The sequence below is a fragment of the Ruegeria sp. YKSD179 genome (assembly GCF_059612885.1).
Genome location: NZ_JBXWRL010000074.1, coordinates 1 through 15651, shown reverse-complemented (window position 1 = coordinate 15651; position 15651 = coordinate 1). Strand labels below are relative to the sequence as shown.

Here is a 15651-nt window from a genome sequence, read left to right as displayed (position 1 = left end):
GACATTTCGATGCTTGCCGACACCAAACTGCCGTAGATCGACCGTATCAAGCTGCCACAAGCCGTCTTGCAAAGCTTTACCGGTTAAGCTTTCACCCAAAACGCCGGGAAAGGCGCCAGGAAACAGAGTGATTATTTTGGCCTTCCAAACTCCGTGCAGGTCCGGCGTTGCCGTCATCAACTCGCGCGGTGTCAAGGTAGGGCGGATCGCCTTGCGGCCGTGGGATTTGCCGGTTTGGTCTGTCATTCTGTACCGATCAGGTCGTTTTGGGCGTGTCGAGCAAGAGCCTTCTTTTGCCGAAACAGTTCGCCTTCGTCCAGAGTGGACCGATTCAATGCTAACATTTCCGAAAGCACGGTATCGGGCAGCGCGGGGTTGGTGTTTGAAGGTGTCACAAGTTTGCCGACCTGATCTTTTGACATACCAAGAAATTCTGCGAAGGGTGCGCCAGGGCCAAGTGGTTGCTCTCGCAAATCTTCCAGCCATCGAGTGCGTACATCTACGTTCGGCAGGTGGTCCCGAATAGCGTTGGCCGCGTCCTCGGGTGATTGAATCGTTGTCAATCGTTCCTGATAGGTCGAAAAGTCCAGAAGCAGCCTTGTGCGTCGCAAATCATGGGCCCACAGGCTACGAAGCCAGTCCGAGCGCCGTCTTAGCGACAGATAGAGGGTAATTTCCATGCGCTCGTTTGCAAATCGATTGCGGATCAATCCGACCAGACATGCCGCCAGGTCTGGAGCAGCCTCATAACCCACCGCAGGATTACGGCTGGGTCGCAAACCCGAGAAATTCTCTTCACTCAGTATCAGCCCGCGTCTTGCGCCAAGGTCCAATGTGCACAACAGCTTGCGCATTTGATTGCCGAAAGCAGTTAGAGCGTCATGGGTTCCATAGATTGAAAAATGCGTTGCGGCGTCCGCCAGCCCTGTCTTGCGTGTGCGAAAAGGCAGAACCAGCGCGTACTGCGGCCAGATAAGTTCCCGGTTTTCAAACAAAAAGGATTGGGCTGCTGTCGTTCCGGTTTTGTGAAAACCCAGGTGCAGCATAACCCGGCGCATCAAAGCAATCCTTCGGGTGGATCGGCAACAATTCGGCCTTTTTCAAGATCGACGGTTGGAACCGCTTCGCGGGTGAATGGCAGCAAGACGGTTGAGTTCAGGCCTGGCCCATGAAGTTCCAAAAGGTCAGCCGCGCCGTGGTTCTGAACGGATTTCACGCTGCCCAGCAATGTCCCGCCAGTGTCATAGACGTCAAGACCGATCAGGTCAGTGTGATAAAATTCGTCATCTGGCAACGACGGCAACTGATCACGACGCGCATACAATCGCAGGCCCTTCAGCTCGTCCGCCTGCTCTTTTGTTTCGATTCCGCCCAATCGAGCAGCAAAGCCGTTCTTGATCTGCCGTGTCAGCACAAGCGGGTAGCGTTCGTTGCCAGTGTCATTGGTCAGAGGTGAATAAACCTCGATATCCTCGGGAACCGCGCAAAAGCTTTTTAGCCTAACCTCACCCCGCACGCCGTAAGAGCCTGTGATGCTGCCTACGCAGACCAGATCACTCATCTGCGTCCTCCTTCGCATAAATTCGCCACAACGCGACCGCCGGCGTCAAGACATCTGTCTGTGTGTGCGTTACGCTCAAACAAAACTCCGGCAACGAAAGCAATGCAAAGTAATAAAGGCAATCTTATAAGTCCGAACATATGTCCTCAGCGTATTTCGATCAGCATCGCATCGCGCCGCCGCTCCCAGCCTGAGCGTTCCAGTTCAGGTTGGTCTGAGACCATTTGCGGCCGGCCAATGCAGTAATATCCCACCAAAGACCAAATGTCGGGGACGTCAAGGTCCTGTTTCAACTGTTCGGGATCCAGGATGGACACCCAACCCATCCCTAACCCCTCGGCGCGCAGGGCAAGCCAGAAAAGTGTCATTGCAGACACTACGGAATACCGCCGTGTCTCAGGCATTGTAGCGGCACCCAAACCCATTCCTTTTGTGGTAGAGTCGTCGCAAAAGACTGCCAATTGCACAGGGGCTTCCTGCATGCCGGACAATTTGAGGCGGCTATAGCTCAAGGCTTTTTCACCGGAGTAGCCCGCAAGTGCCTGCTCGTTCGCCGCCTGAAAATTCTTAAGTGCGGCAGAGCGGGCGTCTTCACTATCGACACGGATCAAGCGCCAGGGTTCGCTCAATCCCACGGAAGGCGCCCTTAGAAATGCGTCGAGGCAGCGCGTGAGCACTGCCTCGTCAATTGGATCGGTGCGAAATCGGCGCACGTCACGACGAAGCCGCATCAACAGATCAAACTGCATGCGGAACTCATCGGTGAATGCGTGATCCTGCACGCTATCGTTCCGATTATTCTTCTGCTGCGGCCACTTCTTCTTCAGCGGGCGCTTCCGCAGCTTCAGTGGCTTCAGCAGCTTTCGAAGCTTTCTCTTCTGCACGTTCCTGAGCTTTCTTGCCAGGGGTGCCTTTTTGCGGGTTGTTACGCTCCGCTTTCTCACGCGTCCCGGCTGCTTCGAGCATACGTGCGATCCGGTCGGTTGGTTGCGCACCCTGATCCAGCCAGTATTGGATGCGCTCCATGTTCATTTTCACGCGCTCTTCGCTGTCTTTCGGCAGCAGCGGGTTGTAGGTGCCCAGTTTCTCGATAAAACGACCGTCGCGCGGCATACGGCTGTCGGCCGCTACGATGCGGTAGAAAGGACGTTTTTTCGAGCCGCCGCGGGCGAGACGAATTTTCATTGCCATGGTGGTATCTCCTTTGAATGGCGTGTCCGGCAAAGGCCGGTTAGTTCTGTTGTTTGCTGAACCAAAGGTTCATTCCTGTTGTTTCCTGTGGTGACGGATGACTTCCTGAATAACGAAGTTCAGGAAAGCCTTGGCGAAATCGGGATCCAATTCGGCCTCTTTCGCCATTTCTTCTAAACGTGCGATCTGAGTTGCCTCGCGCGTTGGATCGGACGGGGGAAGGTTGTGAAGTGCCTTTAACTTGCCGACGGCTTGTGTGTGTTTGAACCGCTCACCCAGCGTGTAGACAAGGATCGCATCTAGCCTATCGATGCTTTTGCGGTGCTCTTTCAAGATTGTGGCGGCCTGTGTTACAGCGTCGGTCATTGGCCATTCCTTTCGGTAGTCAATCCGGTGGTCGTAGTATCGATGTCCGGATGTCGCCAAACCTGAGCGCGTTTGCCAAGCAGCCCGCCTTCACGCTCATACGTGGCGCCAAGCCTTTCAGCCAACACGAGAGATCTATCGTTTGCATGGGCGATGTAACTTATGACCCCGTTTAGGCCCTGGTGGCGTGCCGCATAGTCGCGTCCCGATTGTGCAGCTTCGAACGCCAAGCCTTTGCCCTCGGCTTCTTCCATCAAAACCCATCCCAGCTCTGGTTCGTCCCATCCGGGTATGTCGATAATTCCCACCCACCCAACGAATTCGTTGGAGGCCTTTTCAGTCAAATGCCAGATTCCATAGCCCCTAAGCGCCCAGTGACCCAGTCGGCCCGCTAACGAGCTCCAACAACCCAGTTCATCCTTTGGACCGCCAACCATGTGGCTACGTTTCGTCGAAAAGAATGCAGTCATTGCGGGTAGATCATCCATCGAGGGTGCACGAAGGATCAGGCGCTCTGTTTCGACACTTGGAATAGCGAACGAGGTCATGCATAAGCCCCCATTCCGCCATTCACCAAATCTGCTGGTGCAGGATGTCGCCATACGTGCATGGTTCCAAACGCCGGGTGCTCATAGGTGTATTCAAACTGAGCGCCCAACCTTTCGGCTACCGCCTTGCTGGCCATATTATCTGGATCAATCAGCGAAATCGCAGTTGCCCAGCCCAACACATCATAGGCATGGGCGCGAGCGGCAATGGCCGCTTCAGTGGCATAACCCTTGCCGGTTGCATGATTCATCAGGGTCCAACCAATTTCGGGCTCGGGCCAGCTGTGCGGGTACCACAATCCAACGCGACCAACATAAGCGCCCGAGTTTTTTTCCTCGACGCCCCAAAACCCGTAACCGCGCATGGCCCAGTGCCCCAAAAGCATGGCAATGGAACGCCACGTTTCGTCAGGACGTTTTGGCCCGCCAACAAACTTCGATTGTTCGCTATTAAAGAACTCTGCCTCGGCTTCAAAATCGGCCTCGCAGGGTGCTCTCATTATCAAGCGTTCAGTTTCAACAGTGGGTATGGACTCAGCGATCATCGATAGGTTTCCATCCCGCCATCGGCGTTTGTGGCAAGGTGCCGATAAACGATTGTTTCGCTGGGCGTTTCTCCCTGAGGCAAAGGTGCGTAGGCATCGCGCTTCGCACCTAGACGCCGCGCCACAGCGACGGATCCATCGTTCCCTGGTGTAATATAACTAACGAGCGTTTCGAAACCCTGCTTCCAAGCCCAGTTCAGTGCTGCATAGGCTGCCTCGGTTACGTACCCGTGCCCTTCGAATTGATCCAACAGCATCCAGCCGATTTCGGCTTCGGGGTAATGGGCGGGTCGGTTGATTCCTACTTGGCCCACCAGCGTGCAATCTTCGGAACGTTCGATGGCCCAACTACCAAAACCAAGAAGAGACCAACTTCCAACTTCTGAGGCGATAGTCTGCCAGCTGTCTTTCAATGAGAAAGGGCCACCCATAAATCGCGAACGCTCACTACCCATCACATTGTGAAGCAAAGCAAAATCCTGCATCACGTGATGGCGCAGCTTTAAGCGCGCTGTCGTTATGGTGGGGGCTAGGTTCACTTTTTCTTTCCAAATCCGCTCAGACCCGGCGGCAGAGCCATGCCGCCGCCCATACCGGGCATGCCGGGCATCTTGCCACCCATTGCTTTGGCAGCCTGTTCCAGCGCTTTTGGGTCCATACCTGCGGCCATTTCTTCCGGCGAGGGACCGCCTTTGCCGAACATGCCTTTCATGGCCTGTTTCAGCATCTTGCCTTTGCCCATCTTGCCCATCTTCTTCATCATATCCGACATCTGACGATGCATTTTGAGCAGCTTGTTAAGGTCGCTGACCTCCATGCCCGAACCGGCGGCGATGCGCTTCTTCCGGCTAGCCTGAAGTAATTGGGGGTTAGCGCGTTCGCGTTTGGTCATCGATTGGATCAGGGCGATCTGCTGGCGCAGGATCTTGTCGTCCAGACCAGCTTGATCCATCTGCTTGGCCATCTTTCCCATGCCGGGCATCATGCCCATCATGCCCTGCATGCCGCCCATCTGGATCATCTGCTCTAGCTGCAGTTTAAGGTCATTCATGTTGAACTGACCCTTGACCATGCGCTTCATCATGCGCTCGGTCTGTTCCATCTCCATCGTTTCCTGGGCCTTTTCGACCAAGGCAACGATGTCGCCCATGCCCAGAATACGACCGGCGATCCGGTCCGGCTCGAAAGTTTCGAGCGCGTCCATTTTCTCGCCCAAACCAACAAAGCGAATAGGCTTGCCGGTGACCGCGCGCATAGACAACGCCGCGCCGCCGCGCCCGTCACCGTCCATTCGCGTAAGGACCACGCCTGAGATGCCGACCTTTGCGTCGAACTCCTCGGCGACCTCAACAGCGACCTGACCTGTCAGGCCGTCGACCACCAGCAGAGTTTCGCGAGGGTCAACTGCGTTGCGGACCTGTTCGACCTCATCCATCAGAACTTCGTCGATATGGAGGCGCCCCGCAGTGTCGAGCATGTAGACGTCGTAGCCGCCCAATGTCGCCTGCTGCTTTGCACGTTTGGCGATATCGACGGGTTTCTGGCCGGGAACTATCGGCAGAGTATCCACGCCAACTTGCGTGCCAAGCACTGCCAGCTGATCCATAGCTGCCGGGCGATAGACGTCCAACGATGCCATCAGAACCTTTTTGCCTTCTTTTTCCTTCAGGCGCTTGGCCAGCTTGCCTGTGGTCGTTGTTTTACCAGAGCCCTGGAGACCGACCATCAGGATCGGAGCAGGTGGGTTGTCGATCTTGAGCTTGCCGGGGTCTTCGTCACCGCGCAGCACGTCAACCAATGCGTCGTGCACGATTTTGACAACCTGCTGGCCGGGGGTGACCGACTTGGTCACGGCCTGTCCAGTCGCTTTGTCCTGCACCTTCTTGACGAATTCACGGGCAACCGGAAGTGAAACGTCAGCCTCAAGCAGTGCCACACGCACTTCGCGAAGGGCCGCTTTGACGTCTTCTTCGGACAGAGCGCCCTGTTTGGTCAGCCGGTCAAAGACGCCAGAAAGGCGTTCGGATAGATTTTCAAACATGCCTTCGGCCTCCTATGCCGGTTATCTGATGGCGTGCCCTACATAGGATGCGCCGGTTAAATGCACAAACGCCCCCACGGGCGAAACTCGCTGGTGGGGGGCGATCCCTGAACGGCTCAAGGGACCGGAAGGTTATTCTCTTCCGGATGTTTCGGCGGATTTAGGCGGATTGAGTGTCAGAGTCAACCACGCGCGCAGGCAGCCAGTCATTGACTGCGCTTACCATCCTGTGAGAGCCGGACCCGTTGGTAAATACCTCGACAATAGGGTGGCGGCCTGCGCTCATACCGTTGTCGAGAACTAAAACAGGACGATAAAGCGTCGAGGTTCGACCCTCACGTGTGGACGTGGTGCTTTCCAGTTCAGCATGGGATAGGTTGGACAGCTTGTGCTCGACAGCCTGATAGCCAAAAACAGACTGACGGCGAATTAAGACACTGTCCTTGTTGCGGTCCAGTATTACCTGCACGCGTCGGACAAATACGCAAAAGGCACCAAAACCTAGTCCGCCGCCGCCAAGGGCGAAAATCAAGCCGAACCAGATATTCTCGCCACCGGTACTCATTAGTAAAATGCCGGGACCGACAAATGCCATAATGAAAATGATCAACATGATCCCGATGAACCATGGTGTGTCAGCAAGAATTAGTTGATCCGGTGTGTTTCGCCTGATTTTCATAGTTGCATGCTAGCACTGAACCCAACAGTTGTCCCACAGTTGAAATTCCCCAGGATATAAGCCATGAGCACCTGATATCAGGAGGTTCTCATGGATGCATCGTCTGACTTTCAGGATACATTGCCGCTTAGTTCTGACTCCTTGTTGGCGCAGATGGACGACTGGGGTCTGACTTATCGTCTGCATACACACATGCCACTGCGCACGGTCGAGGACGCCAAGTCTGTTGAAGACCAGTTTGTGGTATCTGGCGAAAATACTCTGTGTCTTAAGAACCTTTATCTGCGTGACAGAAAAAAGCGAAACTATCTGGTCTCACTGGAGCAGAGCCGACAGATCGACCTTAAGCAGTTGGGAAATCAGCTTGGGGTTGGCGGTCTGTCGTTTGGGTCGCCAGAGCGACTTTTGCAACACCTTGGCATCCGCCCCGGTGCAGTCAGCCCGCTGGCAATGATTAACGGGGTAAAAAGCAACGTGTTCTTTCTGATGGATGCGACGGCCCAACGAGCGGACGTCATCAACATGCATCCGCTTGTAAATGATCGAACCGTTGCAATGCCTCGTCCGGATTTGATGGCTTTTTTTGACCGAGTCGGCTGCGAGGTCACATGGTTGCCCTGATCAATCCTCCAGTGCCCGTTTCAGCGCCGCCGAGACATGAGCAGCAGATGGATTGACGAACAAATGACCGTTTGATTTGAAGACGGGATCATCCAAATGGTCAGGGAACGCGAGTGGCAATTCCGTACAGGCTAATAGAATAGCTGTGCCGGGTTTGGCGTGGCGGTTGCAGAATTGTAGCAGACGTGTTCGGGCTTTTTTTGAGGCACCGCCATAAAAGTCTTCGTCGATCATCTCTTGCATCTCAGAAATCTCGGCCTCGTGTAACCGTTCATTTGCTTTGATGCCTTTTGCCGAAAGGTGCTGTGCATAGTTGTCGGCTTGCATGGTCACCGTTGTTCCAAGCACCAAAGCGTTCGCAGCCCCTGTCTTAGCCGTCGTCTCTGCAGTCGCATCGAATATACTGAGGATATCAATCGAGACACCTTCGCGGATTGCGTGCAATCTGGCGTGCGGAGTGTTTGACGCGATAATAGCAAAGTCGCACCCAGAACGCTCCAGCGAAAACATGGCATTGCGAAAAACGGCATCGAACGCGGCCCAGCTATCTTCATCGCCAGGTTCGCCTCGTAAAGCACGAGTTTCGGACTGAGTTACCGACTCGATTGTCATCGGGGGTACGGGCAGGGGAGAGGAGTACCCACGTTCAGTGTAGTAACGTCCTGCACCCTCAGCGATGCCCCGATAATAGTCCACGGTTGACGCCCAGCCCACACCGCCCAGTATTCCAATCTTTTTCATGCTAAAAGTCCTATCAGCAATCACCTTGATGGCTGCAGATTGGACGTTTCATACGGCAAAAACCAGACTGAGATTATGCAGCCAGCGACGACACAGCTTGATGAGCATTCTTAAGAGCCGATTGCGCATCCAATGCCATCTGATCCGCAGCTACGACGTCGACATTGCTGATGCCCATGAAGCCAAGCACATGGCGCGCATAGTCGGTGGCAAAATCAATTTCCGATCCGACCGCAGTTCCACCGGATGCGATCGCAAGAACAACCCGCTTTCCCTGCAATAAACCGACAGGGCCGTTTTCGGTGTATTTGAAAGTCAGGCCAACACGGGCGACAAGATCAATCCACGCCTTAAGAGCGGCCGGGATCGAAAAGTTATAAATGGGTAAGCCGATTACAATCGCGTCCGCCTGCTGCAATTCACGTACCAACTCGTCCGATATTGACAACAGATCTCGTTGTACAGCGTCTCGCTGATCTGCTGGCGTGAAGTTGGCGGTTATCCATTCCTCGGTCAAAAGGGGTAAAGGCGTAGCCAGATCGCGACGGATAATGCGAGCGGGATCAAGGTGTTTCACCACGCGACCGGACAGGTCACGAGAGGTCGAGTCTTTGCGTCGTGGCGATGCATCAATGTGAAGGACGGTCTTGGTCATATCGGCTGCTCCTTGCAGGGTGATGTAAATTCCGTTCCCAATATGATTGTTGCGTTTTCGAACAAAACACGGATATACCAACAGGTATTGTTGGTATTTGCACATAGGAATATTTGCAATGGACAATTGGGATGAAGTGAGAACTGCCTATCAGGTGGCTCGGATGGGTACTGTCAGCGGCGCGGCCGAAGTCCTGGGCGTACACCATGCGACCGTCATCCGTCACATCGATGCCATCGAGTCCCGTCTTGGTGTAAAACTGTTTCAACGCCACGCACGCGGCTACACTCCGACCGATGCGGGAGAGGACCTTTTGCGGGTAGCTCAAGCAACTGAAGATCAGTTCAACCAACTTGTCGGGCGAATGAAAGGGCGTGGTGACGATGTGTCAGGGGAACTTGTGGTGACCTCGCTGGCCTCGCTTGCTCCACTTATCGTCCCGACGCTGACTGAGTTTCAGCAGATGCATCCTGATCTGATCGTGCGTTACCTGACTGGGGATCGGCTGTTTCGGCTGGAATATGGTGAAGCACACGTAGCCATACGTGCAGGCGCAGTCCCGGATCAGCCGGATAATGTGGTGCAGCCCTTTGGTGCTTTGGAAATCGGTTTGTATGCCAGCAAGTCTTATATCTCCAGTCGCGGCAAACCGGCGAGCGTCGAGGATTTTGCCAACCACCTGTTCGTTGGCAGCGATGACGAAGAAAGCCGAGCACCTTTTTCCAAATGGTTGCGTGAAAACGCCCCGACTGAAGCCATCATCTTCCGATGCACCAATAATCTTGCCATTCGCGAGGCTGTGAAGGCTGGCGCGGGGATCGGCTTCATGGCGCGCTGGGAGGCGGCGCGCCTGCCGGATCTTGTCGAGGTGATGGAACCGTTGCCAGAGTGGTCGGGAAGTTTGTGGCTGGTGACGCATGTTGACCTGCACCGCACGAACAAAGTGCAGACCTTTCTGACATTCCTGAAGGAGGCAGCCAAAAAATGGAGGCCCTAACCCCTCAGGGGCGCGGGCACGTTGCGATGTTGGCATTTTCTGCACTTGTTGCGGGAAGCTTTTCGCTGGGATCCATGATTGCAAATGAAATCGCGCCTGCGGCATTGACTGCGATGCGTTTTGCGATTGCCGCAGGTATCATCGGGGTTGCTGCACTGCTGACAACTGGTTTGTCTTCCGGTTCGGCACAGGCGCCTTGGCGGTATTTCGTGCTAGGCGGCTTATTCGCTACCTATTTCGTTCTGATGTTTTACGGCCTCAAGACGGCGCCTTCGGTAAGCGCGGCCGCGGTATTCACGTTAACTCCGATAATGTCGGCCTTTGCGGGATGGTTTTTGCTGCGACAAATAACGACACCACGCATGGCGTTCGCGTTAACCGTCGGGGCTTTTGGCGCGCTATGGGTGATATTCAGGGCCGACTGGAAATCGTTTCAAGCCTTTGAAATAGGTATTGGGGAACTCATCTATTTTTGCGGCTGTGCGGCGCATGCGGTTTACACCCCCATGGTTCGAAAGTTGAACCGGGGTGAGCCTGCCGTTGTTTTTACTTTTGGAACATTGATGGCCGGATGTCTGCTGCTTGTGATTTATGGCTGGCGGGATATTGTCTCCACCAATTGGTTGACCTTACCGGTTATGGTATGGTGCGGCCTTTTGTACCTTTCAGTCTTTGCCACAGCCGCCAGCTTTGTTTTGGTGCAGTTTGCCGCCATGCGCTTACCGTCCGCAAAGGTGATGGCCTACACCTATTTGGTGCCGAGCTGGGTAATTCTGTGGGAGGTCGCCCTGGGCAATGGCACGCCACCCGGGTTGATCATTGTGGGCGTTCTATTGACGGTCGTGGCGTTGCTACTGCTGCTTAAAGACGAGGCGCCCAGCCCTACATCAAAACAAAGCGTCTTAGATTGATCATTGCTTTCTCTTAAGGTTCCGACGCATCCTGTCCAACGGTAATAGCAAGGCCGGTATCCAATTTGGAAAGCGCGAACATGAACCGATTTTTCTCTATCAGCATTTTGTGTGTTTTGGGCGCTTGCGCTCCGGATAGCCAAAGCAGTGTGGACATTACCGATCTACAAGCAAGCTGCGAGGCTCTGGTTTCTGCGCAAACTGGGGTGAACGCTCGTGACGTCGCGGCCATTTCGACAAAATCCCTGCCGACTGGGTCCGTGACCACCGTTTCAGTTGCCGGAGCCGCTGCACCTTGGCTGTGTGAGGCCGGACCAACAGGCGTTGTATTCGGTGTTGAATACAGCGAGGAAGGTTGAAACTCCCTCGCGGCGTCAATGCGCTGAATACCTTTGAGGCAGATCAAAGCTTTCCCCAAGCCTCCCGCCTATCATTGCGATGAGTAGGAGGAGTAATCAATGTTCGAACACATAATGTTCCCCGTTGATCTGCATATGCCGCCAGAAGTCTACAAGGCCGCCAAAGTCGCGACCGAAGTGGCTAAATGGCAAAACGCTAAGATAACGTTGGTCAGCGTTACCGGTACGCAACCCGGTGATGTAACACAATCGGAGTCGTCGATCACCGCGGATCTTGCTGCTCTGGCCGAGAAATTATCTGAGCAAAGTGGTTCAGAAGTGGACACACTCAATATTCACTCGGTTGATGTGGCAATTGAAGTTGACGGTGATCTAAGACGCGCAGCAGAAGATATGGGCGCGGATTTGATCGTTGTCGGTACGCACGCGCCGCGTATCACGGATCATATTTTCTCGAGCCACGCTGGATACTTGGCAAAGCACGCTAAAATGTCGGTGTTTGTCGTGAGGTAAAGCCTGTTCAGGTTTCTTCTGCGTTGGGAATCTCGATTTCCAAAAACCGCTCAAATGCATCCAGGTTGACAGGTTCGAATTGACCGAAACCCTGCATCCAAACTGACGCAGACCTCAGGGCGTCGGGTTCCAGCTTGCACCATTTCACGCGGCCACGCTTTTCTTGTGAAATCAGGCCGGCTTTGGTCAAAATCACCAAATGTTTTGAGATGGCTGCCAGCGACATCTCAAATGGCTCGGCGACGTCCGTAACGGCCATGTCATCCTCCAGCAGCATCGCCAGAATAGTACGGCGGGTGGGGTCGGCAAGGGCCGAAAAAACGATGTCCAAAGGTTCATTCATACGCCAGTTTTAGTCGCTTACGTTCAAAGCGAAAAGGGCCTCGTAGCATTGGAAGTTTGTCAGTACGTGCAGAAAGCGCAGGGTTCTGACTTCGCTGAAAGTATTGGGGCAATCCCACGTCACGCGCCCTGAGTTCCGCATTGGGCTGTTTGACTAAACCGTTTCCTTGCGTGCATGCGCATTTAGTTGAACAATCAACCAAAAGGTTGAATATGCGCATTTCCTTATTTGGTTACAATCAAAGCATTCCTTTCAAATCTGGGCTGAAGATCGCTGGGCGATTAATTTATTAATATCAATTAGTTAACTTGAATTTTTTAGCGACATCTAGGCCGTTGACTCTGCGCCCTAAGCCCCTTAGCACAATGCGCAAGACTGTGCGAGGGAAACGCCCGTGACCGACGATGACCAAAAGCAGCGTATGGCGCGGCTTGAGGCCAAGATCGAGGCGGCCAAAAAGGCCAGGGAACCGGCCCCACGCGCAGACGCGGACGTGTCCGGAGGCGAGCTTGCCTGGAGGATGGTCATTGAAATGGTATCCGGTCTAGGGATCGGATTCGGCATCGGATATGGGCTGGATAGCCTGTTCGGGACGATCCCGATATTTCTGGTGCTGTTCACATTGCTGGGCCTTGTCGCCGGGGTAAAGGTTATGCTCCGCAGCGCCAAAGAGGTTCAAGATAAACAAGCGGCGGCCGAGGCAGCCGTAAAGGACGAGAGGGACTGAACGTGGCGACCGAGACCACCGAAGCAGAAGGCAGCAGCCTGGTTTTCCATCCGATGGATCAGTTCATCGTCAAGCCGCTTTTCGGCGATGGCGGAATTGCGTGGTACACGCCCACCAACGTGACACTTTGGTTGTTCCTGGCCATTGCTGCTGTATTTGGCTTATTGGTTTTGAGTACCTCGAAGCGAGCCATCGTTCCAACGCGGATGCAGTCAGTGGCCGAACTCGCCTATGGCTTTATCTACAAGATGCTGGAAGACATTTGCGGCAAGGAGGGCGTCAAGTACTTCCCCTATGTGATGACTCTGTTCATGTTCATCGTCTGCGCGAACTTCTTGGGCATGTTACCCATGTCCTTTACCACCACATCACATTTCGCCGTAACAATCCCACTCGCACTGGCCGTGTTCCTGACTGTGACCGTTCTAGGTTTCGTCAAGAACGGTGCCGCGTTTCTGGGGTTGTTCTGGGTATCCAGCGCACCCATGGCGCTGCGCCCGGTTCTTGCGATCATCGAGCTGATATCGTACTTTGTGCGCCCCGTCAGCCACTCCATTCGTCTTGCTGGTAACGTCATGGCAGGCCACGCCGTCATCAAGGTTTTCGCAGGTTTTGCTGCGATCGCCGCGATCTCGCCCGTATCCGTTCTGGCGATTACCGCAATGTATGGTCTTGAGGTTCTTGTGTCCTTTATCCAGGCCTACGTTTTCACCATTCTGACCTGTGTTTATCTAAAAGATGCACTGCATCCTTCTCACTAAGGTCTGATAACCTAACATCGAAACTTCCAATTCGTAAGGAGAAACATCATGGAAGGCGATCTCGCACACATCGGCGCAGGCCTGGCAGCAATCGGTTCCGGCGCAGCCGCAATCGGGGTGGGCAACGTTGCAGGAAACTTCCTGTCTGGCGCCCTGCGCAACCCTTCGGCGGCTGCATCGCAGACCGCAACCCTCTTTATCGGTATCGCGTTCGCAGAAGCGTTGGGAATCTTCGCATTCCTTGTCTCGCTGCTGCTGATGTTCGCCGTCTAATCTGCGGAAACTGATCCTTACGCGCAGGTGGGCTCAAGCCATAGCGGCCCACCTGTTGTAAAGACAACGTTCCGACGGAGGACATCATGGCGACTGAACCCATTAGCGAAGAAGTAGTTGGCTCTTGCGTTGACTCCTATGGCTCTGCCATCGGGATGCCGCAGCTCTGCTTTGATTGGTTCCCCAACCAGATTTTCTGGCTGGTCATTACGCTGGTCGTCATCTTTCTGGTCCTGTCTCGCGTAGCTTTGCCCCGTATCGCGGCAATCCTGGCAGAGCGGCAGGGGACCATTACAAATGACCTGGCTGCGGCCGAAGATCTAAAGGCCAAAGCGGTCGAGGCTGAAGAAGCCTATAACAAGGCGCTGGCCGATGCCCGTGCTGAAGCGCAGCGTATCGCCGCCGAAGCGCGTGCTGAAATCCAGGCCGACCTGGATGAAGCGATAGTTAAGGCGGATGCTGAAATCGCTGCAAAAGCGGCTGAATCGGAAAAGGCAATTGCTGAAATCCGAGCTGGCGCGTTGGAAAGCATTCAAATTGTTGCCAAAGACACGGCGGCCGAATTGGTAACCACGCTTGGGGGCAAGGCAGACGCCGATGCCATTTCCAAAGCCGTTGACGCGCAAACAAAAGGATAAGTGACATGCGGAAAACCCTTGCCTTTATCCTGACCGCAGGAGCCGCCAGCCCAGCATTCGCTGCAAGCGGCCCATTTTTCTCGCTCGGCAATACTGACTTTGTCGTCACCCTTGGCTTCATAGTTTTCATTGCGGTCCTTTTCTATTTCAAAGTTCCTTCAATGATTGGCGGTGCGTTGGACAACCGAGCTGAAGCGATTAAGTCCGATCTGGACGAAGCTCGCGCCTTGCACGAGGAAGCCCGCAGTCTTTTGGCCTCGTATGAACGTAAGCAGCGCGAAGTGCAGGGTCAGGCTGACGCCATCGTTGCAGCGGCAAAAGAGGATGCGTCTCTGGCCGCTGAACAGGCCAAGGCTGAGCTGGAGAAGTCTATCGCGCGCCGTCTGGCGGCAGCTCAGGATCAGATTGCTTCGGCCGAGGCGACGGCAGTCAAAGAAGTGCGAGACCAAGCAGTTACCGTTGCCGTGTCGGCAGCGAACGAGGTTCTAGCCAAACAGATGACAGCGGCGCAAGCCAACAAGTTGATAGACGCAGCAATTGCTGATGTAGGCGATAAGTTACACTGACTTTCCAAATCTATCCCAACTCGAAAAAAACCCGGCCAAAGAGCCGGGTTTTTTGGTGTGAATAATTTGACGTTCTGACTCCGTCGGCAATGGGCAGGTAGTCGCCCGCTAAACCTGCTGTTGATAAGTGAAGTCTAGAAGACCATTCATGGGGCGGCTTTGTCACCAGACAATTGGCGCGAGGAGGGTTACCGCAATCTCTACTTGAAAGGTGCAGAGATTCAGAAAAGACAGAATCCAGTTGGAATGCTTCGTTCGCACCGTCTCCAGACGCTTGCTGAAATCGGAAATTGTTCACTCCATGCTACTCTTTCTGCAATTTAGTAGAGCACCAATTGAACAAACCCATCGGCGCCAAGGAAAGCTAAGTGCGGACAAAGCCGCAGCGCGTTCAATCGAAAAAGCAGACCCATAAAGACAAGTTAGCTCATATTATCGAGCGATAGGTGAGATGTTCGCGATGGTGGTGTGATCAGCTATCGACCATGTAGAAACTGAGCAAATCTAGGCAGCCGACTCATAAAACTCGATCCACAATCGTATCGAGGCCAGTTTGATCATGGCCATGAAGTTGCGTGACGTTTTCTCGTACCGGGTTGCGATACGTCGGAATGA

23 protein-coding genes and 1 pseudogene are annotated in these 15651 nt (G+C 54.1%); 10 read left to right on the top strand and 14 right to left on the bottom strand.

Features of this window, described 5'->3' with window-relative positions; all coding sequences use genetic code 11:
* The 11 genes and pseudogenes from AC2FNE_RS22815 to AC2FNE_RS22765 all read right to left on the bottom strand — a co-directional run.
* A pseudogene (locus AC2FNE_RS22815) lies at nucleotides 1-246 on the bottom strand (tRNA (guanosine(37)-N1)-methyltransferase TrmD); the annotation flags it as partial.
* Nucleotides 243-1058, bottom strand: a complete 816-nt coding sequence (locus AC2FNE_RS22810; protein ID WP_496806366.1) for a hypothetical protein — start codon at nucleotides 1056-1058, stop codon at nucleotides 243-245. The gene AC2FNE_RS22810 and the pseudogene AC2FNE_RS22815, both read right to left, overlap by 4 nt.
* Nucleotides 1058-1561: a ribosome maturation factor RimM gene (gene rimM, locus AC2FNE_RS22805; RefSeq protein WP_170608460.1), complete on the bottom strand. Its 504-nt coding sequence runs from the start codon at nucleotides 1559-1561 to the stop codon at nucleotides 1058-1060. Before rimM ends, AC2FNE_RS22810 begins: the two co-directional genes overlap by 1 nt.
* Before the next feature lie 146 nt (nucleotides 1562-1707).
* On the bottom strand, nucleotides 1708-2343 hold the full coding sequence (bluB, locus tag AC2FNE_RS22800; protein ID WP_496806365.1) for a 5,6-dimethylbenzimidazole synthase: 636 nt from the start codon (nucleotides 2341-2343) through the stop codon (nucleotides 1708-1710).
* A gap of 13 nt (nucleotides 2344-2356) precedes the next feature.
* Nucleotides 2357-2752 (bottom strand): 30S ribosomal protein S16, encoded by a 396-nt coding sequence (gene rpsP / locus AC2FNE_RS22795; RefSeq protein WP_170476791.1) that lies wholly within the window; start codon nucleotides 2750-2752, stop codon nucleotides 2357-2359.
* Nucleotides 2753-2821: 69 nt separating this feature from the next.
* The gene (locus tag AC2FNE_RS22790) at nucleotides 2822-3118 is read right to left on the bottom strand and encodes a chorismate mutase (protein ID WP_170476793.1); all 297 of its coding nucleotides are present in this window, start codon (nucleotides 3116-3118) and stop codon (nucleotides 2822-2824) included.
* On the bottom strand, nucleotides 3115-3666 hold the full coding sequence (locus tag AC2FNE_RS22785; RefSeq protein ID WP_170608456.1) for a GNAT family N-acetyltransferase: 552 nt from the start codon (nucleotides 3664-3666) through the stop codon (nucleotides 3115-3117). Before AC2FNE_RS22785 ends, AC2FNE_RS22790 begins: the two co-directional genes overlap by 4 nt.
* Nucleotides 3663-4211 (bottom strand): GNAT family N-acetyltransferase, encoded by a 549-nt coding sequence (locus AC2FNE_RS22780; protein ID WP_170476796.1) that lies wholly within the window; start codon nucleotides 4209-4211, stop codon nucleotides 3663-3665. The genes AC2FNE_RS22785 and AC2FNE_RS22780 overlap by 4 nt, the downstream gene beginning before the upstream one ends.
* Nucleotides 4208-4750 (bottom strand): GNAT family N-acetyltransferase, encoded by a 543-nt coding sequence (locus tag AC2FNE_RS22775; RefSeq protein WP_170608454.1) that lies wholly within the window; start codon nucleotides 4748-4750, stop codon nucleotides 4208-4210. Before AC2FNE_RS22775 ends, AC2FNE_RS22780 begins: the two co-directional genes overlap by 4 nt.
* Entirely contained in the window at nucleotides 4747-6252 is a 1506-nt protein-coding gene (ffh, locus tag AC2FNE_RS22770) for a signal recognition particle protein (protein ID WP_170608452.1), read from the bottom strand. Before ffh ends, AC2FNE_RS22775 begins: the two co-directional genes overlap by 4 nt.
* A gap of 160 nt (nucleotides 6253-6412) precedes the next feature.
* The gene (locus AC2FNE_RS22765) at nucleotides 6413-6931 is read right to left on the bottom strand and encodes a hypothetical protein (protein WP_496806364.1); all 519 of its coding nucleotides are present in this window, start codon (nucleotides 6929-6931) and stop codon (nucleotides 6413-6415) included.
* Between the two features lie 90 nt (nucleotides 6932-7021).
* Between AC2FNE_RS22765 and AC2FNE_RS22760 the strand changes: the two genes are divergently transcribed.
* Nucleotides 7022-7552: a prolyl-tRNA synthetase associated domain-containing protein gene (locus AC2FNE_RS22760; protein WP_170608448.1), complete on the top strand. Its 531-nt coding sequence runs from the start codon at nucleotides 7022-7024 to the stop codon at nucleotides 7550-7552.
* Here AC2FNE_RS22760 and AC2FNE_RS22755 read toward each other — a convergent pair whose 3' ends face one another.
* Together AC2FNE_RS22755 and AC2FNE_RS22750 are read right to left on the bottom strand one after the other, a co-directional pair.
* On the bottom strand, nucleotides 7553-8293 hold the full coding sequence (locus AC2FNE_RS22755) for an aspartate/glutamate racemase family protein (protein ID WP_170608446.1): 741 nt from the start codon (nucleotides 8291-8293) through the stop codon (nucleotides 7553-7555). It abuts the gene before it with no gap.
* Nucleotides 8294-8366: 73 nt separating this feature from the next.
* The gene (locus tag AC2FNE_RS22750) at nucleotides 8367-8948 is read right to left on the bottom strand and encodes an FMN-dependent NADH-azoreductase (protein WP_170476807.1); all 582 of its coding nucleotides are present in this window, start codon (nucleotides 8946-8948) and stop codon (nucleotides 8367-8369) included.
* Between the two features lie 118 nt (nucleotides 8949-9066).
* On the opposite strand from AC2FNE_RS22750, the gene AC2FNE_RS22745 reads away from it, so the two are divergent.
* The 4 genes from AC2FNE_RS22745 to AC2FNE_RS22730 all read left to right on the top strand — a co-directional run bounded on the left by AC2FNE_RS22745 (nucleotide 9067) and on the right by AC2FNE_RS22730 (nucleotide 11728).
* Nucleotides 9067-9945: a LysR family transcriptional regulator gene (locus AC2FNE_RS22745; RefSeq protein WP_170608444.1), complete on the top strand. Its 879-nt coding sequence runs from the start codon at nucleotides 9067-9069 to the stop codon at nucleotides 9943-9945.
* Nucleotides 9933-10856 (top strand): DMT family transporter, encoded by a 924-nt coding sequence (locus AC2FNE_RS22740; protein ID WP_496806363.1) that lies wholly within the window; start codon nucleotides 9933-9935, stop codon nucleotides 10854-10856. The genes AC2FNE_RS22745 and AC2FNE_RS22740 overlap by 13 nt, the downstream gene beginning before the upstream one ends.
* A gap of 80 nt (nucleotides 10857-10936) precedes the next feature.
* Complete coding sequence (locus AC2FNE_RS22735) at nucleotides 10937-11215, top strand: hypothetical protein (protein ID WP_170608443.1); 279 nt, start codon at nucleotides 10937-10939, stop codon at nucleotides 11213-11215.
* 99 nt (nucleotides 11216-11314) lie between these two features.
* Nucleotides 11315-11728, top strand: a complete 414-nt coding sequence (locus AC2FNE_RS22730; protein ID WP_170476814.1) for a universal stress protein — start codon at nucleotides 11315-11317, stop codon at nucleotides 11726-11728.
* Between the two features lie 7 nt (nucleotides 11729-11735).
* On the opposite strand, the gene AC2FNE_RS22725 is transcribed toward AC2FNE_RS22730, so the two are convergent.
* Nucleotides 11736-12071 carry an ArsR/SmtB family transcription factor gene (locus AC2FNE_RS22725; protein WP_170476816.1) on the bottom strand — a complete coding sequence of 112 codons (336 nt, stop codon included), beginning with the start codon at nucleotides 12069-12071 and terminating at the stop codon, nucleotides 11736-11738.
* Between the two features lie 394 nt (nucleotides 12072-12465).
* Here AC2FNE_RS22725 and AC2FNE_RS22720 point away from each other — a divergent pair, with 394 nt between their 5' ends.
* The 5 genes from AC2FNE_RS22720 (at nucleotide 12466) to AC2FNE_RS22700 (ending at nucleotide 15036) form a co-directional block, all read left to right on the top strand.
* Nucleotides 12466-12798 (top strand): AtpZ/AtpI family protein, encoded by a 333-nt coding sequence (locus tag AC2FNE_RS22720; protein ID WP_170608441.1) that lies wholly within the window; start codon nucleotides 12466-12468, stop codon nucleotides 12796-12798.
* A 2-nt stretch (nucleotides 12799-12800) separates the two neighbouring features.
* Nucleotides 12801-13559 carry a F0F1 ATP synthase subunit A gene (locus AC2FNE_RS22715; protein ID WP_170476819.1) on the top strand — a complete coding sequence of 253 codons (759 nt, stop codon included), beginning with the start codon at nucleotides 12801-12803 and terminating at the stop codon, nucleotides 13557-13559.
* Between the two features lie 48 nt (nucleotides 13560-13607).
* Complete coding sequence (locus tag AC2FNE_RS22710) at nucleotides 13608-13832, top strand: F0F1 ATP synthase subunit C (RefSeq protein WP_008755373.1); 225 nt, start codon at nucleotides 13608-13610, stop codon at nucleotides 13830-13832.
* Nucleotides 13833-13918: 86 nt separating this feature from the next.
* Nucleotides 13919-14470 carry a F0F1 ATP synthase subunit B' gene (locus AC2FNE_RS22705; protein WP_170476821.1) on the top strand — a complete coding sequence of 184 codons (552 nt, stop codon included), beginning with the start codon at nucleotides 13919-13921 and terminating at the stop codon, nucleotides 14468-14470.
* Nucleotides 14471-14475: 5 nt separating this feature from the next.
* On the top strand, nucleotides 14476-15036 hold the full coding sequence (locus tag AC2FNE_RS22700) for a F0F1 ATP synthase subunit B (protein WP_170608439.1): 561 nt from the start codon (nucleotides 14476-14478) through the stop codon (nucleotides 15034-15036).
* Nucleotides 15037-15651 lie beyond the last annotated feature (615 nt).